The sequence below is a fragment of the Peptoniphilus sp. HCN-40583 genome (assembly GCF_037892835.1).
GTDB lineage: Bacteria > Bacillota > Clostridia > Tissierellales > Peptoniphilaceae > Aedoeadaptatus > Aedoeadaptatus rachelemmaiella.
The window spans coordinates 19,117-45,494 of sequence record NZ_JBBKBU010000012.1; the positions used below are offsets into that span (position 1 = coordinate 19,117).

General features: G+C 49.5%; 27 protein-coding genes. 1 reads left to right on the plus strand and 26 read right to left on the minus strand.

Going from position 1 to position 26,378, the window contains the following annotated elements; translation table 11 throughout:
- Window positions 1–5: 5 nt before the first annotated feature.
- The 24 genes from WKT05_RS05070 to hrcA all read right to left on the minus strand — a co-directional run bounded on the left by WKT05_RS05070 (window position 6) and on the right by hrcA (window position 20,732).
- Window positions 6–1,031 carry a deoxyguanosinetriphosphate triphosphohydrolase gene (locus tag WKT05_RS05070; RefSeq protein WP_340413180.1) on the minus strand — a complete coding sequence of 342 codons (1,026 nt, stop codon included), beginning with the start codon at window positions 1,029–1,031 and terminating at the stop codon, window positions 6–8.
- Window positions 1,032–1,039: 8 nt separating this feature from the next.
- Complete coding sequence (locus WKT05_RS05075) at window positions 1,040–1,873, minus strand: pyruvate, water dikinase regulatory protein (protein WP_215507059.1); 834 nt, start codon at window positions 1,871–1,873, stop codon at window positions 1,040–1,042.
- A complete protein-coding gene (locus WKT05_RS05080) occupies window positions 1,863–2,486 on the minus strand; it encodes a helix-turn-helix transcriptional regulator (protein ID WP_215507061.1) in 624 nt (207 codons plus the stop codon). Before WKT05_RS05080 ends, WKT05_RS05075 begins: the two co-directional genes overlap by 11 nt.
- A gap of 7 nt (window positions 2,487–2,493) precedes the next feature.
- On the minus strand, window positions 2,494–4,587 hold the full coding sequence (gene glyS / locus WKT05_RS05085) for a glycine--tRNA ligase subunit beta (protein ID WP_340413181.1): 2,094 nt from the start codon (window positions 4,585–4,587) through the stop codon (window positions 2,494–2,496).
- The gene (gene glyQ, locus WKT05_RS05090) at window positions 4,580–5,467 is read right to left on the minus strand and encodes a glycine--tRNA ligase subunit alpha (protein ID WP_215507064.1); all 888 of its coding nucleotides are present in this window, start codon (window positions 5,465–5,467) and stop codon (window positions 4,580–4,582) included. Before glyQ ends, glyS begins: the two co-directional genes overlap by 8 nt.
- A gap of 13 nt (window positions 5,468–5,480) precedes the next feature.
- Window positions 5,481–6,191 (minus strand): DNA repair protein RecO, encoded by a 711-nt coding sequence (gene recO / locus WKT05_RS05095; RefSeq protein WP_340413182.1) that lies wholly within the window; start codon window positions 6,189–6,191, stop codon window positions 5,481–5,483.
- A complete protein-coding gene (era, locus tag WKT05_RS05100) occupies window positions 6,172–7,068 on the minus strand; it encodes a GTPase Era (protein WP_251374894.1) in 897 nt (298 codons plus the stop codon). Before era ends, recO begins: the two co-directional genes overlap by 20 nt.
- Window positions 7,061–7,477 carry a cytidine deaminase gene (locus WKT05_RS05105; protein WP_215507069.1) on the minus strand — a complete coding sequence of 139 codons (417 nt, stop codon included), beginning with the start codon at window positions 7,475–7,477 and terminating at the stop codon, window positions 7,061–7,063. The genes era and WKT05_RS05105 overlap by 8 nt, the downstream gene beginning before the upstream one ends.
- A 1-nt stretch (window position 7,478) precedes the next feature.
- Entirely contained in the window at window positions 7,479–8,183 is a 705-nt protein-coding gene (locus WKT05_RS05110; RefSeq protein ID WP_215507071.1) for a diacylglycerol kinase, read from the minus strand.
- On the minus strand, window positions 8,170–8,634 hold the full coding sequence (gene ybeY, locus WKT05_RS05115; protein ID WP_340413183.1) for an rRNA maturation RNase YbeY: 465 nt from the start codon (window positions 8,632–8,634) through the stop codon (window positions 8,170–8,172). Before ybeY ends, WKT05_RS05110 begins: the two co-directional genes overlap by 14 nt.
- A gap of 4 nt (window positions 8,635–8,638) precedes the next feature.
- Window positions 8,639–9,658, minus strand: a complete 1,020-nt coding sequence (locus WKT05_RS05120) for a PhoH family protein (RefSeq protein WP_340413184.1) — start codon at window positions 9,656–9,658, stop codon at window positions 8,639–8,641.
- Between the two features lie 11 nt (window positions 9,659–9,669).
- The gene (locus WKT05_RS05125; RefSeq protein WP_340413186.1) at window positions 9,670–10,191 is read right to left on the minus strand and encodes a hypothetical protein; all 522 of its coding nucleotides are present in this window, start codon (window positions 10,189–10,191) and stop codon (window positions 9,670–9,672) included.
- A complete protein-coding gene (gene floA / locus WKT05_RS05130) occupies window positions 10,188–11,180 on the minus strand; it encodes a flotillin-like protein FloA (RefSeq protein WP_340413187.1) in 993 nt (330 codons plus the stop codon). Before floA ends, WKT05_RS05125 begins: the two co-directional genes overlap by 4 nt.
- Before the next feature lie 74 nt (window positions 11,181–11,254).
- Complete coding sequence (locus WKT05_RS05135; protein ID WP_215507079.1) at window positions 11,255–11,932, minus strand: hypothetical protein; 678 nt, start codon at window positions 11,930–11,932, stop codon at window positions 11,255–11,257.
- A 79-nt stretch (window positions 11,933–12,011) separates the two neighbouring features.
- Window positions 12,012–12,455: a GatB/YqeY domain-containing protein gene (locus WKT05_RS05140; RefSeq protein ID WP_215507081.1), complete on the minus strand. Its 444-nt coding sequence runs from the start codon at window positions 12,453–12,455 to the stop codon at window positions 12,012–12,014.
- 16 nt (window positions 12,456–12,471) lie between these two features.
- Entirely contained in the window at window positions 12,472–12,651 is a 180-nt protein-coding gene (gene rpsU / locus WKT05_RS05145; protein ID WP_068367335.1) for a 30S ribosomal protein S21, read from the minus strand.
- Window positions 12,652–12,763: 112 nt separating this feature from the next.
- Window positions 12,764–13,102 (minus strand): histidine triad nucleotide-binding protein, encoded by a 339-nt coding sequence (locus tag WKT05_RS05150; RefSeq protein ID WP_340413188.1) that lies wholly within the window; start codon window positions 13,100–13,102, stop codon window positions 12,764–12,766.
- On the minus strand, window positions 13,083–14,405 hold the full coding sequence (gene mtaB / locus WKT05_RS05155; RefSeq protein ID WP_340413189.1) for a tRNA (N(6)-L-threonylcarbamoyladenosine(37)-C(2))-methylthiotransferase MtaB: 1,323 nt from the start codon (window positions 14,403–14,405) through the stop codon (window positions 13,083–13,085). Before mtaB ends, WKT05_RS05150 begins: the two co-directional genes overlap by 20 nt.
- On the minus strand, window positions 14,392–15,126 hold the full coding sequence (locus WKT05_RS05160) for an RsmE family RNA methyltransferase (protein ID WP_340413190.1): 735 nt from the start codon (window positions 15,124–15,126) through the stop codon (window positions 14,392–14,394). Before WKT05_RS05160 ends, mtaB begins: the two co-directional genes overlap by 14 nt.
- Window position 15,127: 1 nt before the next feature.
- Window positions 15,128–16,036, minus strand: coding sequence for a 50S ribosomal protein L11 methyltransferase (prmA, locus tag WKT05_RS05165; protein ID WP_340413191.1), 909 nt, complete (start codon window positions 16,034–16,036; stop codon window positions 15,128–15,130).
- A complete protein-coding gene (gene dnaJ, locus WKT05_RS05170; RefSeq protein WP_340413192.1) occupies window positions 16,033–17,163 on the minus strand; it encodes a molecular chaperone DnaJ in 1,131 nt (376 codons plus the stop codon). The genes prmA and dnaJ overlap by 4 nt, the downstream gene beginning before the upstream one ends.
- Window positions 17,164–17,275: 112 nt before the next feature.
- On the minus strand, window positions 17,276–19,105 hold the full coding sequence (dnaK, locus tag WKT05_RS05175) for a molecular chaperone DnaK (protein WP_340413193.1): 1,830 nt from the start codon (window positions 19,103–19,105) through the stop codon (window positions 17,276–17,278).
- A gap of 55 nt (window positions 19,106–19,160) precedes the next feature.
- On the minus strand, window positions 19,161–19,700 hold the full coding sequence (grpE, locus tag WKT05_RS05180; RefSeq protein WP_340413194.1) for a nucleotide exchange factor GrpE: 540 nt from the start codon (window positions 19,698–19,700) through the stop codon (window positions 19,161–19,163).
- Between the two features lie 3 nt (window positions 19,701–19,703).
- Window positions 19,704–20,732 (minus strand): heat-inducible transcriptional repressor HrcA, encoded by a 1,029-nt coding sequence (hrcA, locus tag WKT05_RS05185; protein ID WP_340413195.1) that lies wholly within the window; start codon window positions 20,730–20,732, stop codon window positions 19,704–19,706.
- A 416-nt stretch (window positions 20,733–21,148) separates the two neighbouring features.
- Here hrcA and WKT05_RS10645 point away from each other — a divergent pair, with 416 nt between their 5' ends.
- A complete protein-coding gene (locus tag WKT05_RS10645) occupies window positions 21,149–21,337 on the plus strand; it encodes a DUF7678 domain-containing protein (RefSeq protein WP_445323184.1) in 189 nt (62 codons plus the stop codon).
- 60 nt (window positions 21,338–21,397) lie between these two features.
- On the opposite strand, the gene WKT05_RS05190 is transcribed toward WKT05_RS10645, so the two are convergent.
- Window positions 21,398–25,426 carry an Eco57I restriction-modification methylase domain-containing protein gene (locus WKT05_RS05190; RefSeq protein ID WP_340413196.1) on the minus strand — a complete coding sequence of 1,343 codons (4,029 nt, stop codon included), beginning with the start codon at window positions 25,424–25,426 and terminating at the stop codon, window positions 21,398–21,400.
- Window positions 25,419–26,369: a restriction endonuclease subunit M gene (locus WKT05_RS05195; protein WP_340413197.1), complete on the minus strand. Its 951-nt coding sequence runs from the start codon at window positions 26,367–26,369 to the stop codon at window positions 25,419–25,421. Before WKT05_RS05195 ends, WKT05_RS05190 begins: the two co-directional genes overlap by 8 nt.
- Window positions 26,370–26,378 lie beyond the last annotated feature (9 nt).

Here is a 26,378-nt window from a genome sequence, read left to right on the forward strand (position 1 = left end):
GCTTTCTACAATCTGTGCCAATCCTTTGGCACGTAAAGTTCCTTCCACACATTAATGGCGAAGCGATCGGTCATGCCGGCGATGTAGTCGGTGACCATATCTTCCACCGACATGTCGTGGGCTTTGGAAAACGCCACGTGGGCCGGAGGAATCGCCTCGACCTGCGCCGTGAAATAGCTGTAAAGATCTTTTATGAGCCGCTCCACCTTCCCGTCTTCGCTTTTCACCGTGGGATTAAAGTAGACCTTCTCAAACATATAGGCCCTGAGATCCAACATGGCGGCGTAAATGGCGGGATCCATGGTAATTTCATCCGAGGATTCGCTGGCTGAGATCACGCTTTTTACCAAACAGGTAATGCGCTCGGAATGGCTCGCGCCCAAGGTGTCCACAATGTCTTTGGGAATGTCGTCCATGGAAAGGACGCCGGCGCGAATGGAATCGTCGATGTCGTGATTTAAATAGGCGATGCGGTCGGCAAATTTAATGATCTGCCCTTCCAAGGTGTGGGCGGGATTGACGGCCTGCTCTTTGGAGTGGTGCAAGATGCCGTCTCGCACTTCCCAGGTAAGGTTCAAGCCCGGCCGATCGCCTTTGGATTCCAGAAGATCCACCACCCGCAAGCTGTGGGCGGCGTGATCGAAGCCATTTGGGTGCAATTGATCCAGCACCGCTTCTCCGGAATGGCCGAAGGGCGTGTGGCCCAAGTCGTGGCCCAAGGCGATGGCTTCCACCAAATCTTCGTTGAGTCGAAGGCCGCGGGCCATGGTGCGGGCGATCTGCGCCACTTCCAAGGTGTGGGTGAGGCGGGTGCGGTAATGATCCCCCTCCGGCGCTATAAAGACGTGGGTTTTATGCTTTAGGCGGCGAAAGGCCTTGGAGTGAATGATTCTGTCCCTGTCCCGTTGGAAACAGGTGCGCATATCACAATCAGGCTCCGTCATTCTGCGGCCCTTTGAACGGGCGGCGTGTGCGGCTCTTTCGTCTAAAATCGCCGCTTCAACTTTCTCCCATCGTTCTCGCTGAAGCATAGACCCTCCTAAAACCGGCTAATCATGTAGTCGTTAATGATTTCCGCCGTCTCTTCAATGGCTTTGTTGGACACGTCGATAATGGTGCAGCCGATGTCTTTCATGATCTGCACGGAGTAGTCCACTTCTTCTTTGATGCGGTCTACATTGGCGTACTTCGCCGAAGAGTTTAGCCCCAATGCACGGAGACGCTCTTCCCGAATGGTATAGAGCTTTTGTGAATTAGCGATGAGGCCGAAGAGGCGGCGCTTATCCTTTTCGTAGACTTCCTTAGGCACGGGCACTTCCGGTACCAAGGGCACATTGGCCACTTTGTAAAGCTTGTTGGCCAAATACATGGACAGCGGCGTCTTCGACGTACGGCTGACGCCGACGAGGACGATGTCCGCTTTCATGACGCCGCGGGGATCCTTGCCGTCGTCGTATTGAACGGCAAATTCAATGGCCTCTACTTTTTTAAAGTAGTTTTCGTCCAGGCGGCGGATTAAACCGGGCTGACGCATGGGCTCATAGCCTAAGATGGTTTCCAGCTTGTCCATAGGCGGCCCCATAACATCCACCATGGGCAGGTTTAATTCCGCTTCTTTTCGCTTCATGTAGGCGCGGGTGTCCGTGTCCACATTCGTATAGATGACCAAGGCCCGCTTTTGTGCCGCCGCTTCTTCAAGGAGTGGCTTGACCTGATCCACGCTGTTGGTGTAGGGGTAGCGCTTAATGGCGAAGTCCTTCGTGTCAAATTGTTTCACCGATGCTTTGGCAATTAATTCCCCGGTTTCACCGATGCTGTCACTAATGACATAGACCATCAGTTTTGAGTCGTCGCGTACGGAATCAAGATTCATCGTCTCCCCCTAAATCTACAACTAAGCGGTTAATATTTGTTTTCGTCAGGCGGCCCACCACTTTCAGCTGCTCATCGCCGACCACTACGGGCAGGGCGTCGATCTCCCATTGATCGATGGCTTGAGCGGCTTTGTAAATGGAATCTTTCGGGCCGATGGAAATAATATTGGGCATACGGGTCATAATCATGGAAAGAGGCGTCTTCTCCGGATCCACCTGGCCGATGGCCGAGCGAAGCAGGTCTTTTCGCGACACACAGCCAACGAGAAAGCCGTCCCGAGTGATGAAAATGGTGCCGATGTTTTCGAGAAAGACGGCGCAGATGCCGTCGTAAACGCTGGCTTTTTCGTCGAGGACCACAGGCACGCTCATGATCTCTTCCACGTGAATGGTGTCGAAGATTTCCCTGACCTTCATATGGGCGGGATCGCCCTTGTAGTAGTAGCCCACCTTGGGCCTGGCGTCCAGATAGCCGAGCATGGTGAGCACGCTTAAATCGTTGCGAATGGTGCCTCTGGCTACCGCCAGGATGCCGGCAATGTCGTCGCCGGTAATGGGCCCTTCCTTTCGAACGATTTGAATGATTTGCTCTTGCCGTTTACTCAGTTTCACCGGGCACCTACCCTTCGACGATTTGGTTTCCGTTAAACTCCCGTTGTACCAAGGCATCGATTCGTTGAATCGTGGCCAGGCGATTGTTTCTCAGACTTTCGTCTTCCGCCATAATCATGACGCGGTCGAAGTACAGGTGAATGGCATCGGTTAAAGAATCCAACAGTTCCAGATAACGGGCATCATCCCGTTTGCTGTAGGCTTCTTCAAGTTCGGGTTCCACTGCCAGGACCTTGTCGTAAAGGGTCCGTTCTTCTTCCGTCAAAATGGCTTCGTCGATTTTGCCGTCTTTCGATTCGTTTTTCGAAGCGATGTTTTCCACGCGGGTGACGGCTTCGAGGAAGGATTTCCGATCTCCGTCGACGAAGAAGTTTTGCATGGCCTGTGCCTTTTCAAAGACGCGCAGGCTGTCTTCGCCGTCGATGTCGTTTAATGCTTGAATAATGTCGTAGCGAATGCCGTCACCGTCTAACATGGTGTCGATGCGACCGCGGAAGAATTTCAAAATTTGTTTGCGCACTTCTTCCTTGTCGAAGACCAGGCCCATGGAGTCCACAAAGGAGAACAGGGAGGCGTCGATGCACTCGCTTAAGCTTAATTCCCAGTGCTTTTCGTTAATCATGCGCAAGATACCGATGGCCTTTCTGCGAAGGGCAAAGGGGTCTTGGCTGCCGGTGGGCACTTCGCCGATGGCAAAGAGGCCGCAGATGGTGTCGAATTTATCCGCCAAGGACACAATGGTCCCGGTGGTGGATTCAGGCAGAGCCGCACCGCTTGCGACGGGCATGTATTGTTCGCGAATGGCGTTGGATACCACGGATTCTTCGCCGTCGAGCTCGGCGTAAATGCTGCCGATAATGCCTTCAAGCTCCGTAAATTCCTGAACCATATTGGTCATGAGGTCGGCCTTGGAAAGGTGGCAGGCACGTTTGGCCGATTCCACGGTTTTTTCGCCGACGCCTAAAATTTCACCGATGCGGCCCACGAGGTCGGAAATACGCGCCGTCTTGTCCGCCATGGTGCCCAGTTTTTCTTGGAAGACGATGCCGCCTAATTGGTCCACGTAATCTTCCAAGGGCTTTTCTCTGTCGTTGTCGAAGAAGAAGCGGGCATCTTCCAGGCGGGCTTCCAATACCTTTTCGTTGCCTTCGGCCACGACATCGGCGTAGTCTTCGTTGCCGTTACGAATGGTGATGAAGTAGGGAAGCAAATCCCCTTCCGGGCTGTATACCGGCGTGTAGCGCAGGTGCTCGCGCATCGGCGTGGTGATGACCACATCGGGAAGGGAGAGGAATTTTTCCTGAACATTGCCTAACACCGCCGTGGGGTATTCCACGATAAAGGTGAGCTCTTCTAAAAGATCGTCGTCTTTACGAATTTCGCCGCCGTTGGATTTGGCCATGTGATTGATTTGATAGAGAATGGATTCTTTTCGCTTGTCTTGATTCAGAATAACGAAATTTTTCTCCAGGGCCTCTTCGTAGTCGCGCACGTCGTTGATTTCGATGTGGCTGCTACCTAAGAAGCGGTGGCCGCGGGTCACGTTGGACAGGGCGATGCCTTCTAAATCAAAATCCACGACACGGTCGTTTAACATGGAGAGAATCCAGCGAATGGGCCGTGCGAAACGCAAATTCTTTCCGCCCCAGCGCATGTTTTTCGGGAAGGGAATGTGGCGAATAGCATCGGGGATGATTTCCGCGAGAATTACCTCCGCCGCCTCGCCGGCTTTGTGGATGTGGGCGTAAATGTATTCGTTGCCCTTCAGCTCGCGAACTTCCAAGTCCGCTTCCGTTACATTTTGGCTGCGCATAAAGCCTTCCAAAGGCTTGTTCACGGTGCCGTCTTCTTTGTAGGCAATTTTCTTCGCCGGGCCCTTGACCCAGTCTTCGATGTCGCCTTGGGCATCATCGATGCCGTGAATCATGAGGCTCAAGCGGCGGGGCGTCGCGTAGGCGGCGATGTGATCGTAGCCTAAGTTCGCTTCATTCAGCGCCTTTTCTACTAAATCTTTAAATGCGTTTAAGGCATTGCGAATGTAGGAAGAGGGCAACTCCTCCACGCCCACTTCGATTAAATAGATATTCTCTTGATTACTCATGATCGTCCTCCCCGTTTTTAATAAGTGGGTAGCCCATGGCTTCTCGTTGTTGTATATATTTTTGTGCCGTCAAGCGGGCCAAGTTCCGTACCCTGGAAATGTACGATGCCCGTTGGGAAACGGAAATGGCGCCTCGAGCGTCCAGAAGATTAAATGTGTGCGAGCACTTCAATACGAAGTCGTAGCCCGGCAAAACCAGATCTAAATCCAAGACGCGGCTCGCCTCTTTTTCGTACATATCGAATAATTGCTTGAGCAAGTCAATGTCGGCAACTTCGAAGCTGTATTTGGAGTGTTCGTACTCGGCTTTTTTGAAGATATCGCCGTATTTAATGTGGCCGTTCCAGTCGATGTCATAGACCGTGTCCACATCTTGCAGGTACATGGCGATCCTCTCCAACCCGTAGGTCAGCTCCGCACTTTCCAAATCGCAGTTAATGCCGCCCACTTGTTGGAAGTAAGTAAATTGCGTGATTTCCATGCCGTCGAGCCAGACTTCCCAGCCCAAGCCCCAGGCGCCCAGTGTGGGGGATTCCCAGTTGTCTTCCACGAAGCGGATGTCGTGTTTTAAGGGATCGATGCCCAAAACTTCCAGGCTCTTTAAGTAAAGTTCCTGCACATCTTCCGGCGAGGGTTTTAAAATGACCTGCAGTTGATGGTGTTGGTAGAGGCGGTTCGGGTTGTCGCCGTAGCGGCCGTCGGCCGGCCGTCTGGAGGGCTCAACGTATACCGTGCGCCAGGGCTCGGGCCCCAAGGTGCGCATAAAGGTATGGGGGCTCATGGTGCCGGCCCCTTTTTCCGTGTCGTAGGCTTCCAGTACCGTGCAGCCTTGATCGTTCCAGTACTCTTGTAGTTTCTGTATCATTCCTTGAAAATGCATTTCTTCCTCCCCTCTACATCCTCAACTGTAGAGATTGTATGTTGTCCATTTGTAAATTGACCACGGTGTAGACTTTCAGCAAACGATAAATTTTTTCCAAGGTGTTGGGATCCACATTTTCCAAATTTATCTTATCTAAAGAAGTATATAGCAAATGGCGCAAAGTGTAAATATCCCGCCCGTCCAGAACCTCTCCCCCGGCGGAATCTTCGGCTTCGACGACGCCGCTGTCGGCGAGAAAAACGTAGTGGCCTTCGCCGGATTCGGGCAGCATGGGCCTGTAGCCCATAAAGCTTAAATACTTAATTAAAAAACCGAGAAACACCGGAAGAGGCGCGTCACTTAAGGCGAGTTCGTGAAGGGCTTTTCGCACCAAGGAAAAGATCCGCGCCGTTCCCTGGCCTTCCATGCTGCTCTTGTCCACGATTTCCACCAGGGCGGAGGCATAGACCATGTTGTCGTAATTGTTCCTTAAGCCCATATTTGCCTGGAGGATTTTTCCGCTGTTTAAGTAGTAGAAGCTCTTGCCGAGACTCAGGCGATAGCGGCCGAAGGTGAAGGGCTCGCTTAATGCCACGGTGGCGGAGCGACGGGACTTGGCACCCTTCACCAAGACGGAAAGCTTCCCCGCCTGCTCCGTGTAAAGGCGAATGATCTTGTCGCTTTCGCCGTAGGCCGTGGCGGCAAGGACCACGCCTTGGCACTCAATCCGCTTTGTAGCCAAAGGCCTTGACTTTCTCGTCTTTTTCCCGCCAGTTTTTGCTTACCTTGACCCAAAGGCGCAGGTTTACGTGTTCGCCTAGGAAGGCTTCGATTTCTTTGCGCGCCTCCATGCCGATGCGCTTCAGCATCTGACCGTTTTTGCCGATAATAATGCCTTTGTGGGAATCCCGCTCCACGTAAATGGTGGCCTGAATGTCCATGTGGTCCTTCCCTTCCACTTCCTTCATGGCATCCACGGACACGGCCAGGCCGTGGGGCACTTCGTCTCTTAAATAAAAGAGGCCTTTTTCCCGAATCAACTCGGCGACGATAAATTTCTCCGGCTGATCGGTAATCATGTCTTCGGGGAAGTATTGGGGGCCTTCCGGCAGATGATCGAAGATCACGTCCACCAGGTGGTCCACATTTTCGTCGTTTAAGGCGGAGACGGGGACGATGTCGTCGAAGCGATTCATGGCGGCAAATTTCGCGATAATGGGCAGCACCTCATCTCTCGGCGCCATATCCACTTTGTTAATGACTAAGATCGCCGGAATGTTTCGCCCTTCTTTTTCCATAGCATCGAGAATCATCTGATCTTTCGGGCCAAGGTAATCGCTCATATCCACCACCATAAGGATCACGTCCACCCCTTCCATGGAGGAGACGCTGGTCTTTAGCATATAATCGCCTAATTTGTTTTTCGGCGACTGAATCCCCGGCGTGTCGAGAAAAATAATTTGTCCCCGATCGTCGGTGTGGATCAAGGTGATTTTATTTCTCGTGGTTTGGGCCTTGTTTGAGGTGATGGACAGTTTTTCCTTGAGTATTCTGTTTAAAAGCGTACTTTTTCCCACATTGGGGCGTCCCACGACGCTGACAAATCCTGATTTATGCATGGACATCTCCTTTGACATTTTCCGGCCCGAAGCTGTGGGGCAGGAGTTCGTCCAGTGTGTGGACGTGGTAGTTTTCTTCGTCTTTCGCCACGACGACGGTGGCATTCTTTCCGAATTCACGGAGCACCTGGCGACACACGCCGCAGGGATAGCCCATGTCCTCCCCTGCCACCACGGCGATGATTTCCACCGTCTTCGCCCCTTCGCTAATAGCTTTAAAGACGGCCACCCGCTCGGCGCAGACCGTGGGGGTAAAGGATGCGTTTTCGATATTGCAGCCGGTGTAGATCTTTCCGTCGTCGGCGAGCAGGGCCGCGCCCACGGCGTAATTCGAGTAGGGCACATAGGCGGATTGTTGTGCCGCCTTTGCCGCGGCGATTAATTGTTGAATCATGTCTTTTCGGTTCATTTTATCCCATCCAAACAAAAATAATGACGGCGATGGCCGTGCCTAAAACGGCGCCTGCCACGGTTTCCATGGGCTTATGTATCTCCCCTTCGATGCGGCTTTCCGCCACGAGAAAGGCCAGGCCGAAAGCCAGAGCCGCGATAAATCCGTTCATGGAAATAAAGGTAATGGATGCCGCCATGCAAAAGGCCAATGCGGAGTGGCCGCTGACGGCGCCGCCTTGAAAATAGCTGCCTCCGTTCTCCCGCTTGTAAAGCTTCGCGCCCACGGTCAAAATCAAGACGATAATCATGGCCACGAAGGTCAGGTGGGGGCCGGAGTTTTTAATCCGCACCAAAACCACATCGGTAAAGGAAATAATCCGGTCGAAAAAGAGCAGATAGCCTGTCACCGCCGCATTGATTCCCGCGAGCAACACGGCGCCGGCGCTAATGTCTTTAACCAGCTTCGCCATGGGGTGGTATTCCTGGGTCACCATGTCCACGGTGCGCTCGATGGCCGTGTTAAAAAGCTCCGAGACGATAACGAAGGTAACGGCAAAGAGCAGGGCGATAAATTCGATGCGGGAAAGATTAAACAACAGGCTGAAGGCGATAACCCCCAGCGCCGCCGCGTAGTGAAATTTCATGTTTCGCTCCGAATGGATGGAGCTGATAATGCCCTGTACGGCAAAATTAAATGATTTAATAAAATTACCGCGCTTCATTTTCTTCCCCTTCAAATGCCGCGAGGAGCGCCTCTTCCTTGGCGCGCATGGCCGCCTTTTCCCCGGCTTCCTCGTGATCGTAGCCAACTAAGTGGAGCAAACTGTGCACCGTAAGGTAGGTGAGCTCCCGGCGGTAGCTGTGGCCGAATTCCTCGGCCTGTTCCTTCACCTTGGAGGTGTTGATGATGACATCGCCCAGGTTTCTGTAGTCGCCGTAGACCTCGTCCATGGGAAAACTCAACACATCCGTCACTTTGTCCACGCCGCGAAAATCACGGTTCAAGATGCGGATCTCCTCGTCTTCCACAAAGCTCACGGAGACTTCCACCTGAGCCTCCTCGGTGATTCTCGGAACGACGAATGAAATAAGGGACTCAATTAAATTCCTGTCTTCCTCCGATAAGGCGATGGTCTCTTGCCGATCGTCCATGTAGAGGCTAAGTTCGGTCATGGCTCTACCCCTTTTTCTCCTCGTTCTTATTGCTGTCTTTGCTTTCCGATTCCTCGGCCTTCTTTTCCTTCTCCCGATCGAAGCGATCGTAGGCGTCGATGATCCGTTGCACCAAGGGATGGCGCACGATGTCGTTTCGACCCAGGCGAATGATGTCGATGCCCTTGACGCCGTCCAAAATTTTCAGCACGGTCTTCAGCCCCGATTGCTTGCCTCGGGGCAAGTCGATTTGGGTCACGTCCCCGGTAATAATGGCCTTGGAGCCGTAGCCCAATCGGGTCAGGAACATTTTCATCTGTTCGTTGGTGGAGTTTTGCGCCTCGTCTAAAATCACGTAGGCATTGTCCAAGGTGCGACCGCGCATATAGGCCAAGGGCGCCACTTCGATAAGGCCTTTTTCAAGGTACTTTTGAAAAGCGTCTTGACCCAGGATTTCGAAAAGGGCGTCGTAGAGAGGGCGAAGGTAGGGATCTACCTTCATTTGCAAATCCCCGGGCAAAAAGCCCAAGCTTTCCCCAGCTTCCACGGCGGGGCGTGTGAGGATGATGCGGTTCACTTCTTTTTCCTTAAAGGCCTTCACCGCATTGGCCATGGCGATGTAGGTCTTTCCCGTGCCGGCGGGGCCGATGCCGAAGACCACGTCGTGGCTTCTGATGGCATCTAAGTAGCGCTTCTGCCCCAAGGTTTTCGGGCGAATGGGCCGCCCCATTTCCGTGTAGACGATGACATCGTCTAAGAGGGAGATAAAGCTGTCTTCAATGCCCGCCTGTACCAAATCGATGCTGTATGCCACATCTTTTTTGTCCACCCGCTTTTGCTTGTGAATGGCTTCGATTAAATTTTCAAGGACGATGCCCGCCTGTTTCACCGGGCCTTCTTCCCCTTTAACCGTGAGGCCGTCGTCTTCCTGGCGAATGGTCACGGAAAATGCCTCTTCGATCATTTTCGCGTGTTCGTCTAAATGACCGAATAATTCCTTTAATACCTTGGGTTCACTGATGCCGATAGCTAATTGATCTTGCAAAAACGTCTCCTTTACTTACGCTTACACTTTGGTTTGTTAAATACTTCGCTGTAGATAAACGGGCGGTAGGCCTCGTCGAATTTTTCGATGGCACCAAAGGGCGAGGGCTTTTCGGCCTCCGACTCCGCAGGTGCCGGAGCGATAGGCGCATCATCTTTTGCCACTTCGGATGCGAGGGCCGCTTCCGCACATTGTGTTAATGTCGCGTCCTTCATCTGCCGCTTCTTTTTCAGCCGTTCTTTTTCCCGAGCGCGGGTTTCTTCTTTCGCCGGCTTTGCCTCCGGTTGTTGAAAACTTTTTATGGCCCGCTGCACCTCGATGGGCAGATCCTTATAATCCGCCTCTCGATGACGGCCTCTTTTCGTTTTTTCCTTGCGTCCCTGAAACTCATTTATGGCTTGCTTCATCTCCGTAGAAAGCCCCTTGTCTTTGGTTTTCCCCTTCGTTTTCGACTCGGATTTGCGGCTTTCTTCCACATAGGTCTTAATCAGACCGAAGAGGGCGATGAGGATAAGGGGAAGGAAGCTGCTCATTCACGGGCCTCGGCGGATTGTTTTTGATCACCGCCGGCGATGGCTTCCCGCATGGCCGTGTCGCTCTTTAAGTTTTCAAGCTCGTAGTAGCCGCCGACGGAAAGATTGCCGGATTTTAATGCTTCCGCCAATGCCTTGGGCACTTCCGATTGGGCTTCGACGACGCGGGCGCGCATGGCTTCCACTTCCGCACGCATTTCCTGTTCCCTGGCAATGGCCATGGAGCGGCGTTCCGACGCCTTCGCCTCGGCGATGCGCTTGTCCGCTTCCGCTTGGTCCGTTTGCAGACGGGCGCCGATGTTTCGCGCCACGTCCACATCGGCGATGTCGATGGATAAAATTTCGTAGGCCGTGCCCGAATCCAATCCCTTTTCAAGAACGACGCGGGAAATATTGTCGGGGTTTTCCAACACTTCTTTGTAGGTTCTCGACGAGCCCACGGTGGTGACGATGCCTTCGCCGACACGGGCGATAATGGTTTCTTCACCGGCCCCGCCGACGAGGCGATCGATATTGGCCCTGACAGTAACCTTGGCGATGACCAAAACTTCGATGCCGTCCTGGGCCACGGCGGAGATCTTCGGCGTCTCGATGACTTTCGGATTGACGCTCACTTGCACCGCTTCCAAAACATCTCTGCCCGCCAAGTCGATGGCTGCGGCTTCTTCAAAATTCAATTGAATGTCTGCTCGTTGGGCGGCGATGAGGGCGTCGACCACGGCGTCCACATTGCCTCCCGCCAGGTAATGGCCTTCTACGGATGAAATATTTAAGCCCATGCCTGCCTTTGTGGCCTTAATCATGGGGTTGACGATTCGACGGGGCTTTACGCGGCGCAGACGCATGCCGATGAGATCGCTCATCCGCACTTTCACGCCGGAGAAAAAGGCCGTCACCCACAGGCCGATGGGCACCATGGTGAGTACGACAAATAAAAAGACGATAATGACAAAGGCGACGATGCCACCGAAAATAATGCCGATTCCCATAAAATCCTCCTGTTATAAATTCATTCGTTCATTTCAATTTAAAATAAGTACTTTCTGTTTATCGAAGGGCGAAATCATTCCACCTCTTTCACGGAAATACTGCGTCCGCGAACGGAGACGATCTCGATTTTTCGGTGGCCTTCGATTAAAGGACCGGTGGAGCGCACGGTGACTTTCTCGCCGTTAAACACACCGATCCCTTCCGGGCGAAGTTGGGTCCCGGAGATGCCCACGTCTCCCACCTTCCACGGCATGAGCTTTTCTTTGTGAGGCGCGTTTTGCCCCACGAGGCGCTTCACCATAGGCAAACTCTCGCCTTTTTCCCATAGCCCGCGGGCCATTAAGAGCACCACGACGGCGGAAAGAAAAAAGGTAAGCATGGCCTGCAGGCCGTTATCCATGGCCAGGGCGAGTGACGTGAAAAATAAAAGGATGCCGCTGATGCCGGCGATGCCGAAGCCCGGCACAATGGCCTCCACGAGAACGAGGACGCCGCTTGCCAAAAACAAAAGCAGGGTAATAATCGATGCCGAGCCGCCGAAGATGCCTGTGAGGAAAAAGACCAATATGGCAGCCGCCCCGAATATCCAGCTTTTTGAAAAGGTCTTGGAAAAAAGGGCGTAGGTAAAGCTCGCCAAGCCGATCAAAACCAAGGCCGACCTGAGCCAGGGCAAAAGGTCGGCACCGGGGCCCGCCGCGTAAACCGGCGTAGTCGCAAAAAGAGACAAAAGCACCGCTAAACTATGTTTCATGCCCACACCTCCCCATTTATTTATACCCGAGGAAATTGTGCGTAATCGAAAGTAACCCGGAGAAGCTCTCCGGGTTACTTTATTTTAAAATGCGATTGACGATTGCGTTAACCGCCTTGCCGTCGGCGCGTCCTTGCACTTTCGGCATAATGTTTTTCATGAGAAGACCCATTTGTTTTTTCTCCGTGATGTTGTTTTCTTCCATCACTTGGCGAATCAACTTTTCAAGCTCTTCTTCGGATAATTGTTCGGGCATATATTTCATGAGAACGTCGATTTCCGCTTTCGTGGCTTCGACCAAATCGTCGCGACCGGCTTTTTCGAATTCTTCGATGCTTCCCCGGCGTTCCTTGATTTCCTTGGCCAGCACTTTCAGTACGCCATCGTCGTCCAGTTCGACTCGATCGTCAACTTCTTTTTGTTTGACGGCGGCACGCACCATGGTGATCGTATCTTTCGCTCTCTTATCCTTCGTCTTCATCGCAGTTTTTAAATCCTGCATTAAGGTTTCTTTTAAAGACAAATTAACACCTTCTCAATTAGTATTTGCGTTTTTTTCTACGTGCTTCCTCAGATTTTTTCTTACGCTTTACACTGGGTTTTTCGTAGTGTTCGCGCTTGCGAACTTCTTTCAAAACACCACTGGAAGCACATTGTCTTTTAAATCTTTTTAAGGCAGATTCTAAAGACTCGTTTTCTCCAACGCGGATTTCCGACATGATTTCCCCTCCCCTCTTTTTGAAAAGAGTGAATAGCTTTTTCAGCTAAATTCTAAACTATTATACACGTTTCGGAAGGGGAATTCAACAAATCCTAAGGTTTTTCAATGATTTAACCCGGTGGCCATTGGAGGCTTCTTCCGCCTAAGACGTGGAAGTGCATATGTTTTACCGATTGGCCGCCGTCTTCACCGATATTGTGTACGACGCGGTAGCCCCTCTCGAGGCCTTCTTCCTTGGCCAGGTCGCGAATTTTTTTGAATACATATCCGATGAGTTCGCTGTCTTCATCGCTCATGGCATCGAGGGAATCGATGTGTTTTTTCGGAATCACCAAAAAGTGTACCGGCGACTGGGGTTCGATGTCTTTAAAGACATAGACCTTGTCGTCTTCGTACAAACATTGGGAAGGAATTTCTCCTTCGATGATCTTACAGAACAGACAATCCATTGGCTTGCTCCTTTCTGATTCGGCCGGTGATTTCACCGCCTTTTTCTCCCTCAATTGTAACACATTCAAGGGTGTTTCTCAGATCTTCTTTTCCCTCCACGGCAACATACATATAATTGGGCGTGTAGCCGTAATTTTTTCCGTCTTTTTTCTCTTCAAAGAGCACGGGATAGGTTTTGCCGATTCTCTCTTTTACGAAATCTGCGGCCAGTTTATCTCCGAGGGCGATCATGCGGGCGGCCCGCTCTTTTTTCACAGGCCCCGGAATCTGATCCTTTCTGCGGGCGGCAGGCGTGTTTTTCCTCATGCTGTAGGGAAAGACGTGGAGGCGCGAGAAGCCCATTTCCTCGACGAAATTCAAACTCTCACGAAAATCTTCCTCGCTTTCGCCGGGAAAGCCCACGATGACATCGGTGGTGAGCCCGGCATCGGGGAAGACGTGCAGGATGCGCGCCACCGTGTCCCCATATTCCTCGGGGGTGTAGTTGCGATTCATCTCCCGCAGGGTTTTTTCAGCGCCGCTTTGCAGAGACAGGTGGAAGTGGGGCATAAAATGCTTCAGCTTGGCCACGCGGTTTAAAAAGTCGTCGGTCACGGTCATGGGCTCGATGGAAGAGAGGCGGATGCGCTCGATTCCCGCCACTTGATCCATGGCCTCAATGAGATCCACGAGGGCCACGTCTTCGGAAAGATCTTTTCCGTAGCTGCCCACGTGAATCCCCGTCAAGACGATTTCTTTAAAACCGCTTTCGGCGAGACGCTTCGCCTCCTCTACGGCATCACGCATGTCCCTGGAGCGAATAAAGCCTCGGGCGTAGGGAATAATGCAGTAGGTGCAGTATTGATTGCAGCCGTCCTGCACTTTCATGTAGGCCCGTGTATGATCTTCGATTTCTTTAATCTCTAAATGTTCGAAGTCCTCGCCCTGTTCGTGGGCTCTGACGTGAACGATTTGCTCTGTTCCCTGAAAGAGGGCATCGATGTAGCCGGGCAGGGCGGTGCGATCTTTCGTGCCTAAAACCAAGTCCACGCCCTCGATTTTCGCCACTTCTTCGGCAGATACCTGGGCGTAGCAGCCGATAACCACCACTTTGCATTGGGGGTTTTCCCGCTTGTGGCGACGAATGATCTGGCGGCTCTTTCGGTCGCTTTCGTTGGTCACCGTGCAGGTGTTAATGATCGCGAGATCCACATCCATGGACTCGTCGTGACCATAGCCCTCCTTTTCGAGCATTTCTTCCACGGCTTCCGTTTCGTATTGATTGACTTTACAGCCTAAGGTATAGGTTTTAAATCGCCGCATAAGACCCCCTTTCTATTTTTCGCTTCATGACAAAAGATGCCACGATTCCCGCCGTCTCCGTGCGCAGGATGCGCTCGCCCATGGTAATAAATTGCGCCTTCGCTTCCTGCAAGAGGGCCACTTCCCTGTCAGAAAAGCCCCCTTCCGGCCCGATCACTACATAGATTTTCTCCGCCGAGCCGAGACGTGCATCTTCGATTTCCACCGCCGCCTCGCCTTCGTAGCAGACGAGGAGCAAATCACGATCCGTAGCGGTTTTTATTAGCCCGTCGACGGTGAGCAAGTCGCCGACAACGGGCACGCGCCGCCGATTGGATTGCTTCGCCGCTTCTCCGGCGATTTTTTCGAAGCGGGCCTTTTTCCCGTCGTACTTCTTCGTGAGATTGGCCACGGAGCGATCCATTTGCAAGGGAATAAAGCCGTCGATGCCGCATTCCGTGGCGTGTTTTAACACGGTTTCCGTCTTTTGATTTTTCCCCACGCCCTGAGCCAAAATCAGCTGCGTAGACACATCTTTTTCTTCTACGGCTTCTTCCACCAGCACAAAGGCCTCGTCGCCGATGATCTCAAGCCGCCCTCGAAAGAGGCTTTCGTTCCATGCGATTTGCAGGGCGTCGCCTTCCTTCGCCCGCAGGACGCGGAGCAGATGCTCCCTGTCTTCTTCACGCAAAATTGCCCGCTCGCCCACCACGGGCTGCTCGTCTACAAAGAAATGCCTCATTTTATCGCCTCGCCGCAAGGGCCGACCAATCGCCCTTGGTTTCGCTTTCGAGAATGGTAAAGCCTTCTTTCACCAAAGCCGCTTTCACATCCTCGAGTTTTTCTTTTAATATGCCCGATGCGATGTAAATGCCCTCGGGCTTCACGTGGTGATACACATCCTTCGCCATGCCGATGATAACCTCGGCGAAAATATTGCTCACCACCACGTCCGCCTCTTCATTCACCACCTGAAAGAGATCGCCGAAGCGCACGTCGATTTTATCTTCCAGCTGATTTTTCGCCGCGTTTTCCTTCGTGGCTTCGATGCACTGGGGATCCAAGTCTCCGGCGATGACCTTCTTTGCACCGGAAATGGCCGCCACGAGGGACAAAATGCCGCTGCCGCAGCCGATGTCGATGACCGAATCCCCGTCCTTTACATAGCGCCTCAAATAGCGGGCACAGAGAAAGCTGGTGGCGTGATTGCCGCTGCCGAAGGCCATGCCCGGATCCAGCCACAGAATTTTTTCGCCGTCACGTGCATCGTAATCTTCCCAGCTCGGCACGATGGCAAGGCCCTCGTCGACGGCGATGGGATGAAAATACCGCTTCCAGTCGTTGGCCCAGTCCTGATCCGCCACATCTCCTGTTTCCACTGTAAAGCCCTTCGCCTTCGCCGCCGATGCGACTTCATCCATCACCGATTGTTCGCCGACTTCAAAATAGGCCTTGAGTTCGAAGCTGTCCGCGGGAGCCTGAAGCAGTTCCTCGTCGACGCAGTCCCAAATAAAGGCGCCGTCCTTTAAATTGTCGATGGCGTCGGCGGAAATCACCTCGTAGCTGTCCACGCCCATGGACTGAAGGAGCATCTCCCCTTCTTCTTGTTGCGACCGTTCGCCGCTTAGTTTCAGCATGTGGTACTGTGTCATTCAAAAAAGTCCTTTAGTTTTTGTAAAAATCCCTTTTCCTGTTCGGTCTTCTTGTTCCCTACCTCGCTGCGCAATTGCTCCAAGAGCTCTCGCTCGCCATCGGACACTTTCGTCGGCACGAGGATTTTTACCGTGAAGATCAAATCCCCGGCGCCTTTTCTGCGCAAGAAGGGCACGCCTTCGCCTTGAATGCGGAAGTCTTTGCCGCTTTGGGTGCCGGCGGGAATGTCGTAGTCGATGATTTCTTTTAAAGTGGGCACTTGAATGGTGCCGCCTAAGACGGCATCTTCGTAGCGAATGGGAATGTCTACGTATAAATTATTGCCTCTTCGCGTAAAAATGTCGTCTTCTTCCACGTGGAGGTACACATACACCGTGCCCGCTTGGCCGCCGTTGTCGCCGGCGTGGCCTTCCCCGGCCATGGTCATGACGCTTTGATCGTCGACGCCGGCGGGGATGCGCAGGTGAAGGGTTCTGTTTACCGTCTCTTTGCCGCTGCCCTTGCAGTGCTTACAGGGCGCTTCGATGACGGTGCCCGTGCCGCCGCAGGTATCACAGGGCACCACCCGCATAAAGCGGCCGAAAGCCGATGCGGTGGACTGGCGCACCTGGCCGCTGCCGCCGCAGGTTTCGCAGGTGTGAATTTTCGTATCGTCTTCGGCTCCGGTGCCGTGGCAGTGGGAGCAATTTTCCGTGCGGCGAATCTGAATGTCCTTTTCCGTACCGAACACCGCTTCTTTAAAGGTTAAGTTCAGGTCGTAGCGAATGTGGGCGCCGTCTCTGGGCGCCTTGGCTTGATTGCCGCCGGAAAAATTCGCCCCGAAGCCGCCGCCGAACATATCGAACAGATCGCCGAAAATGTCGCCGAAACCGCCGGAGAAGCCACCGCCGCCGGAGGTGAAGTCATTTTTAATACCCTCTTCGCCGTAGACATCGTAGGTGCGGCGCTTACTCTCGTCGCTTAACACCTCGTAGGCCAGATTCACTTCCTTAAATTTATGTTCCGCCTCTTCATCTCCCGGATGAAGGTCCGGGTGGAACTGCTTCGCTTTTTTTCTATAGGCTTTTTTTATCTCCGCCGACGTGGCGGTACGCTCGATCTCTAATATCTCGTAAAAATCTCTCATAGACACCATCTCTTTCTCTTCGCTCAAATAGTATTATCATATCCTATCTCCCGCGACTTTAAAAGATTCTAAACAAAAAAAGAGCACCGAAGTGCCCTTTTTACCCAAGTCATTACTTATCGTCTTCGTCATCGACCACTTCGTAGTCTGCATCGACTACGTCGTCGTCAGCTTTGGCTTCATCGCCTTGTGCGTTTGCTTGTGCTTGGGCTTGTTTATAAAGTTCTTCCGATACCGATTGGAAAGCCGTTTGAAGGGCTTCGGTCTTGGCCTTGATGACGTCGATGTCGTCTGTATCTTTAACGCTCTTCAAGTCTTCAATGGCATCTTCGACTTTTTTCTTATCTTCATCGGAAATCTTGCCGTCGACATCTTTCAATGCGCTTTCGGATGCGTAGATGACGGAGTCGGCGTTGTTTTTAATTTCGATGGATTCTTTCTTCTTCTTGTCTTCTTCGGCGTGGACTTCGGCTTCGCGAACTTTATCCTTGATTTCATCTTCCGTTAAATTGGAGGAAGAAGTAATGGTAATGTGTTGTTCTTTGCCGGTGCCTAAGTCTTTGGCGCTGACGTTGACGATGCCGTTGGCGTCGATGTCGAAGGTAACTTCGATTTGAGGTACGCCGCGGCGTGCCGGTGCGATGCCGTCTAATTGGAAGCGGCCCAAGGTCACATTGTCTTGTGCCATTTGGCGTTCCCCTTGAAGGACGTGAATGTCGACGCTGGTTTGATTGTCGGCAGCCGTCGTAAAGATTTGGCTCTTCTTCGTGGGGATGGTGGTGTTCCGTTCGATTAAGCGAGTGGTCACGCTGCCCATGGTTTCGATCCCTAAGGAAAGGGGCGTTACGTCTAAGAGGAGCAAGTCTTTGACATCGCCGCTCAATACGCCGGCTTGAATGGCTGCACCTAAGGCGACACATTCGTCGGGGTTAATGTCTTTTTGGGGATCCTTGCCGATTAAGGTTTTAACCAAGTTTTGTACGGCAGGGATACGGGTGGAGCCGCCGACCAAGAGGACTTTGTCGACGTCCGATGCGGAAAGGTTGGCATCTTTCAATGCTTCCATGACAGGACCTTCGGTCTTCTTGACGAGGTCTGCGGTTAATTCATCGAATTTCGCACGGGTCAGGTCCATGTTCAAGTGCAAGGGGCCTTCGGCCGTCGCGGTAATGAAGGGCAGGTTGATGTTGGTGCTCATGGTGGAAGAAAGTTCTTTCTTCGCCTTTTCTGCCGCTTCTTTCAAGCGTTGCAAGCTCATGCGGTCGGCCTTTAAGTCGACGCCGTTTTCTTTTTTGAAGCTGTCGGCGATCCAGTCGATGATCTTTTCGTCGAAGTCGTCGCCGCCTAATTTGTTGTTGCCCCGCGTGGATTGTACTTCGAAGACGCCGTCGGACAGTTCCAAAATGGAGACGTCGAAGGTGCCGCCGCCTAAGTCGTAAATCATAACCATGCTGGAATCCGTGTCCTTGTCTTCGCCGTAAGCGAGGGCGGCTGCCGTCGGTTCGTTGACGATACGTTTAACATCGAGTCCGGCGATGCGTCCGGCGTCTTTCGTCGCTTGACGTTGGGCGTCGGTAAAGTAAGCCGGTACGGTGATGACGGCTTCGGTAATGGTTTCGCCTAAATAGCTTTCGGCGTCGGATTTTAATTTTTGTAAAATCATGGCCGAGATTTCTTGGGGCGAGTAATCCTTGCCGTCGATGGTAACCTTGTAGTCGCTACCCATGTGGCGTTTGATGGAAGCCACGGTTCTGTCCGGGTTGGTGATGGCTTGACGCTTTGCCGTTTCGCCGACGAGGCGTTCGCCGTCTTTTGTGAAAGCGACGATGGACGGAGTGGTCCGATTGCCTTCAATGTTGGGGATAATTGTCGATTGTCCGCCTTCCATAACGGCGACGGCGGAGTTCGTTGTACCTAAGTCAATACCAATAATTTTTGCCATATTCATTTCCTCCTGAATGTACGTGTTTTTTAAGTGTACGTTTTTTTAATCTATATTATTTTGAGACCTTAACCATGGCCGGTCGAATGACGCGGTCTTTGAGTTTGTAGCCTTTTTGCAAAACGTCGATGACCACATCGGCTTCGACGCCTTCTTTTTCTTCAGTCATGACGGCGTGATGCAGATTCGGGTCGAAGGGCGCGTTCAGTGCGTCGATTTCCACGATTTCATTTTTCGCCAGCTCCCCTCGGAACTGTTCGGCGATCATTTTCATGCCTTCGTAAAACTTTTCGTCTTTCACATCATCTGTGGCCAGTGCCCGTTCGAAATTGTCTAAAACCGGCAGAATGTCCAGGGCCAATTTTTCCATGCCCAAGAGATGCATCTGCTGCTTTTCTTCGCCGCTGCGCCGGCGGAAATTACTGTAGTCCGCTTGCAGGCGCAGGTAGCGTTCTTCCAACTCAGCCATGCATTCGTCTTTTTCCGACACATCTTCTGCAACTTCAGATTCAGTTGCTTCGGTCGCATCCGTTTGTTTGATTTCTTCTTCCGTCGGATCCATGTCCATCGGATTTTCCTTATTATTTACTACCACTTCTCACCTCAACGTTCTTTTCCCAAGTCGTCTCGACAGTGCATCGGAAAACGCCATTATGGAATTTGCCGACTTTCTATAATTCATCCGCATGGGCCCGATTAAGGCGATGGCGCCTAAATCCGTGCCGTTCATGGGATAGATACGACTGATTAAACTATTTTTGCGCATCGTCTCTTCCGCATTCTCCGAGCCGATTCGAAAGCGAATGGTTTCGTCTTTCGGCAGGAGCTGAAAGAGCCGCAGAAGATTTGCCTTGTCCCGGACGTAATCCATCATGGATTGCATGCGCCCCGGATCTTGAAATTCTTCGTAGCGGAACAAATGGCCCATGCCGCTCATCACCACGTCCACCTCTTCCACTGCGTGAATGACGCGGGAGAGGATCTCCGTGATCTTGAGGACGAAGGATTCGTAGCGAACAAGCTCGCCGGAGAGGACGAATTTCACGCCGTCGATTGCATCGAAGGGCGTGCCCACGAAGGCATCGGATAAGACGCCTGAAACGTAGCGCATATCGTCTTCATCGACAGCGAAACCCAAGTCGATCATGCGCTTGACGACGACTCCGCGGTCGCCGACGACTAAAAGCATGACCATGTGGTCGTTCACCGGAATCAAGTCCAAATACTTGAGCCTTCGATCGCTTTTTCTCGGCATCATCATAAATGCCAAGTTCTCCGTGTAATCGGCCAAGGCCTCCACGGCGGCGGAATAAAAATCCTCGGAACCGTAGAGTTCCATGGGCATGGCCTCTTCGAAATGTGCCACGAGGGATTTCGGATAGTCGATTTCGGGAATCAATTCGTTTACATAAAATCGATAAGCGCCTTCGGACGGAATGCGCCCGGCGGAAGTGTGGGGCTTTTCTAAAAGACCCAAAGCTTCCAAATCGCTCATTTCGTTCCGTATCGTCGCCGAAGACACGGCGAGGGTCGGGGATTTCGAAATGGTGCGACTGCCAACGGGCACGGGAGAGGCGATGTAGGACTCGATAATCAGGTTTAAGATGTCTATTTTTCTCTTGTCCAAACAAAACCTCCTTTCCGTATTAGCACTTGCTTTGTTTGAGTGCCAATCGCTTATGGTTTAAGTATACCACGGTTTTAGCACTTGTCAAGTGCGATTGCTAAAAATAAAAAAGATTCCTCTTTCGAATCGCTCAATTAAGAATTTGATAAAACGAATTAAAGCTTTGCATTTTTAAGCGGTCACGTTAAATTGTCAGCGGAACTTTTAAGCTGATTTCAAAACAAAATGACCACACCGAAGCATTCATTTACTCCGGTGCGGTCATTTTGTTTTCAAAAGTCGCGGGATACGAACTTAAAATAACTTGCTATTATCTTCTTTCAGAGCAATACACGTAGTACCAAAATTTAGGAGGTACGCTTATGTGGAAAGAAGGTACAATCGGTGTTCCTTGAACAGATGTTAAAAATCACATTATCCACTTCTGGGGAAAACACTACGAAGAGCCAAGCATAGGATACGGACTCAATGGATGCAGAATTTCAAAACTCAGTCTCAAACTGAATGGCGAGAGGATTGCCAATTATGGCAGAGGCCGGGATATTGATGCTACCCGCAAAGAAGCAGAGATTTATCTTGCTATTCTGCTTAATGCATATAATTAAACTCAACTCCACGCCAGAGCATTAAATGTCCTCGTGTGGGGTTTTTGTCATTTCATGGATTTATTCCATAGGCTTAAGCTTACCTTCGATGAAGTCGATTTCTTCGTCAGATAAACCATATTTAGCATATAGTTGCTTATCGATTTCTCTAACAGATTTACTCCAATCAATATCGGAATTAGCAGAAAAATCCTGCATTGGAACATTAAAAAATACAAGCTTCGAAAGATTAACAGCACTTAATGTTATCATAACGATAAATCTAACGAATTTCGTCTTCAAATATGTCATTGTATTTTGTGCTTCAAGTTCATTATCATAACATCCTATCAAGAAGTATGAGTGAGTACATGTCTCCAATGGTTTTAATACACGCATAGTTTTTGTAAATATTCTAAATTGACCATTTTTATCGGCTTCACCCGCATGTTCTGCACTCATCTTACTCATCATTACTTTATACTTATCAATATATTCCGTCCCCTTGTTAATTTCTGTTCTCTTAATGTATGTGACTCCGTCACTTGCATACAAAGTAAGATTATCGATATTTGATTTATTGTTTCTCCCTCTATAGTTTGTTGATAGTCCAAATGGCATAAGAGGACTGATAATACCGTCAATAGAACTATAATTATCATCTATTATTTTATGAAGAATTGAAACAGCTTCATTGTAGCGTACAAAAACACGAAACTCATTTGTTGGTCGAACAGCAATACTTGATTTTCCATCATGAACATTTTCTACGCTACAATCACCATGATATTTATTCCCCCATAAAAAATAGCTTACACCACCGCTGATACTAATTTGCGGAAAGCAATCCTTTGCATTAGTATAATCTTTTAACTTTATGAGTCGATTGTCTAGAATCATATTATCTCGAAAATCATCCAATCCCATACCACCAGAAAACCATCTAGAAGGTGTAATCATTGAGATATATGTTGGATTAAGTTTTTTTGCTTGTTCAACAAAATAATTGTAGATTGGCTTTGCTTGTCTTCCTGCTCCGCCTGTTTCTTCTTGATAAGGAGGATTACCTACTACTGCGTCAAATTTCATTTTACCGCTACCCTCTTTCTTCCAATAGTTTGTTTTAAGCACACGATCAATAAACTGCTGCGACTTATTTCTCATTTGATTCACAAGATCATCAAAGTAATGTGCATTGATTTTAATATTATCGAATCCAACAAGGGTTCTCTTTGTAATCTGCTTTGCCATAGGCGTCTTGCAGATGATGAACACATTCTGTTCAACAGTCGCTTTCCATATATCTCGCTCATCATCAAGTGTTATTTCGCAATCTACTGTGATTGCTTTTCGCCTAGCACGGTATAAGCTATACGCCACATAAAGCGGATAGAGTCCTGTTTTGGAATTGATTTCCAAAATCTGTGCTTTAGGATTGGCAAAGGTGTCTGTGGTCACCTGACCTCTATCTACAAATCTTGGTTCATCCAATGTTTCACGATGATCCTCATCGAAGAAATCATATCCACCGAGGCAATCAGACATATGCATATTAACGACTCGCCAAGGCGTGAGGACGGTCTCCTTATCTGGATTCCTGAAGTAGGAGAACAGACTTGCAATTTTCTTGACTCGCTCTGTAGGATTCAGTGTATCTGCCTCACGAGCGATATTTCTAATTCTGCGTCCGGCGGCAATGAAGACATCTTCATCATAGTATTTTCTGAAATCCGCAAATAGCTCTTTGGTGACACCTGAAGGCATAAACTCGTTCCAAGAAGAGTCGTCGACCTGCTCAATAAATTTGTTCAGAGTGATTTCTTCGTCATAAGGAACATCAGCACCATAGATGAGAAGCGGCATACGGATAGAAATACCACGCAAAATAGAGATGGCATTGTTCCTATTGGCTTTCTTTTTCTTTAATTCTTCAAGGCGTGCCTTTTCCTCTTCGGTGAGTTCATTTTTCTTTTTCTTCTTATCTAGCTTTTCCCGCTCCTCATATTCTTCGTCAGTCAATCCTTGGTTATTTACATCGATATCTTTTGTCTTTTCAGCTGCTTTTAATTTGCCGATGATCTTTTTCAGGTCCTCAAATTTTTTTAGATCCAAATCCTGCAACTTGAAAAGCTCATCATTATAAAGATTCGTATCATCAAAGCCATTGCGAACAACTTTATCAGCGTAGGCTTTCTTCAGTTGCTGCAGAAGCTTATCGGCTTTGTACTCCTTCATCTGAGAACCTGCGATGGAAATAACAGGACAGTAGTTCAGAAACTTACCAAGAATTTTACGATCTCCATCATTGGTCTTTCCGGCCTTTCGAGATACAGATACTGCTTCAGAGACCATCTTCAGAGTACGATCCGGCGCAAAATCAAAGACAAATGCGGTGTCTTTGATCTTTCCGTTCTTGTTGCAAGGGGACTGTACACGGAAAATAGTCTGTAAATAGTTAGAAGCGGAAGTTGAAAAAGAGCCTGAAAGCATAAATACGGCTGTCCATTCCTTGACTGTAACACCCGTGGTCAGCTTTCCACATGACAAAGTGATAGTATAGGAATCCACTTTTTCTGCCTTTGCAATAGCGTTTCTAACACTATTCAGTGCATCAGCAGATTCTTCGTCATTACTACCGGCAACATTTACAATGTCAAATTGACCATTTCCAAATACCGGATGTTTTCCCATCAATGCTTTCAAAGCCTTTGCTTCACGGACACCGGGAACCATCCATAGGGAATGACGGAACAATTCTCGATACTCATCCTTTGAAAACGGATATGTACCGTTTGCGTCCGTCTTTGTCATCAGATTTAGGAACGACCAAATATCCTGTTCATGCACAAAATCGCCGATATTAGCGGTAGCAGGCATCTGTGCATTATCGGATTTGAAGTCACCGGTCCATGTTCGGAAGAATTCGTGAAAGTTAAATGCCTTATCTTCGTATGTGATGTAATTGCTATTATGCAATAAATCCCCAAGGTCATATGTGTAAATACGCAGTTCCGGCAATTCATCATAAGGGTTGGAGTCCCCAAAGTGCTGCTTATCCCATTCGGATTTATTTTCCTGCTCCATGATGTAATCCCAGGTGTAAATGGAATCGTCATCATATTCGTCTATGATATTGAACGGCGTCCCGGATAGAGCAAGTAACTTTGTCTTATGAAGATCTTCTTTTACGATGGATTTGATGGTATCGTCACCGAGGGCTGTTTTTGTGCCTTCATGTGCTTCATCTACAATCACACAGTCCCAGAGAGTATTGAAGATATCTTCATTCTTTCCGAATTTTCCACCAACTGCCTCTGATCCTCGGAGGTCTTGAATCGAAGCAAAGTAGATAAAGCTTTTACCTGTTTTCAGAAGTTGCTCCACAGTATATCCATTGCTCTTTGAACCATAGCGATAGCCTGTGCCGTGGAAAATCTTTGTAAAATCTTCATACCATCCATCATTTACAACCGGACGATGTGTAAGAATAATCGATTTTTCATATTTACATTGCCTAATTACTTCCAATGCGCTCAAGGTTTTGCCAAATCGCATCTTGGCATTCCAGAGCATACGGTCACCTTTTTTGAACTGCTTGACTGTTCTATCAATTGCTTCTTTCTGCTCAGGTCTAAATACTATTGGAATAAAATCTATCACATCAGAATTGCTCAAATTTGCGTAGTTTTTCTTTACCGCAGAGATTGCCTCGATTGCTGTCTCAAGATCTATGCGATACCATTCCCGTCCGGTAGTATCATCAATCTTTGCTTTCTTAATACCGGAATTTTCCAGCACACGGTGTACCTCGTGGTCACGAAATGCCTTCAGCTGCATTGAACCGTCTTCTCCTTTGACAGTCTTAACAGCGAGTTCCGTGTGAAGAAGCAGCGGAGTTACACCAACTGTATTGGTATACTCCTTAATTCGAGCCAGTGCTGCTTGATTTAATTCTCTTGAATTTGGTGGCAAGCTTTCTGCTGAAGCCTCCGTGTGAAGAGTGGCATCTCCTACTTTGATTAATCCATTGTGCTTTTCATCGCTTACAGTGAAAGCATAGATAACCTTATAGTCGAATGTGCTTTTAAAAGCTATTTTATCTTCACTCATGCTTTCTGCCTCCCTTTACCATGGTTCTAAATTCTAAACTGTTTTTGGCGCGCCAATCGTATACCTTACATGGGATTGGCTCTTTTTCATTTTCATCGCATCCTTCCTGTGGATGCAAATCAAATATGCTCATTTGCGTATTTGCTCTTGGGCGTTCGGAGTATGGAGCCGACATCGTCAGTCCATCCATTTGCCAAATATTCCAAGAAACAATACGGGCGATTTGTTTTAATAGTTTGATATCCGGCTTATGACCAAACTTGTAAATCATATTTTCAATGAATGTATACAGAAGATTCTCTCTGGCAATAAGAATATTGTCACCTTGGTACTCAAATCCATATGTACTCTGATAGGCTCTTGTTGCCCATTTTATCCATTCTTCCTCTGTATCATTGTTTTCATTTACCACTCGCATTTTTCGATCAAGTAAACCGATACGTTCCTGTAATGGAATCTCATTTCCAGTTACCGTATCATATCTGCTGACTAGGTATGGTGCCTCACCACAGCTGATTTCAAGTCGTTTTGAATCAACGTAGTCCTTCCATGATCTACCTTCCGGAAATGTTATCCGCCCCAGCTCAGATTTCCATGAATGTCCACACGCGATATTGAAAACATCCTGACGTCCGAACCAAGCTTCATCCACTAAATTGTTCTGTTCGTTGCAGACCCACGATGGAGTAAACACCTCAGCTTTATCCTTTGTTCGCCTTGTTTGCTCAGCCTGTGATTTTGAAGTTCTAGGCTGAACAATCTTTGTGTTTCTTCCAGTAACCAGTTCTTTCTTGATTGGTTCCTGAGGATAATATTCTGTTCCATGCGAAATGTAATGGTCTGTAGCCCAGCAGATATTTTTTCTTGTAGTACGATCTTTCAGCAACTCGTCAAAGAGTTCCTCGCTCATATCAGCAATTTCTTGTTCGATGATATCTATCACTATCATCCC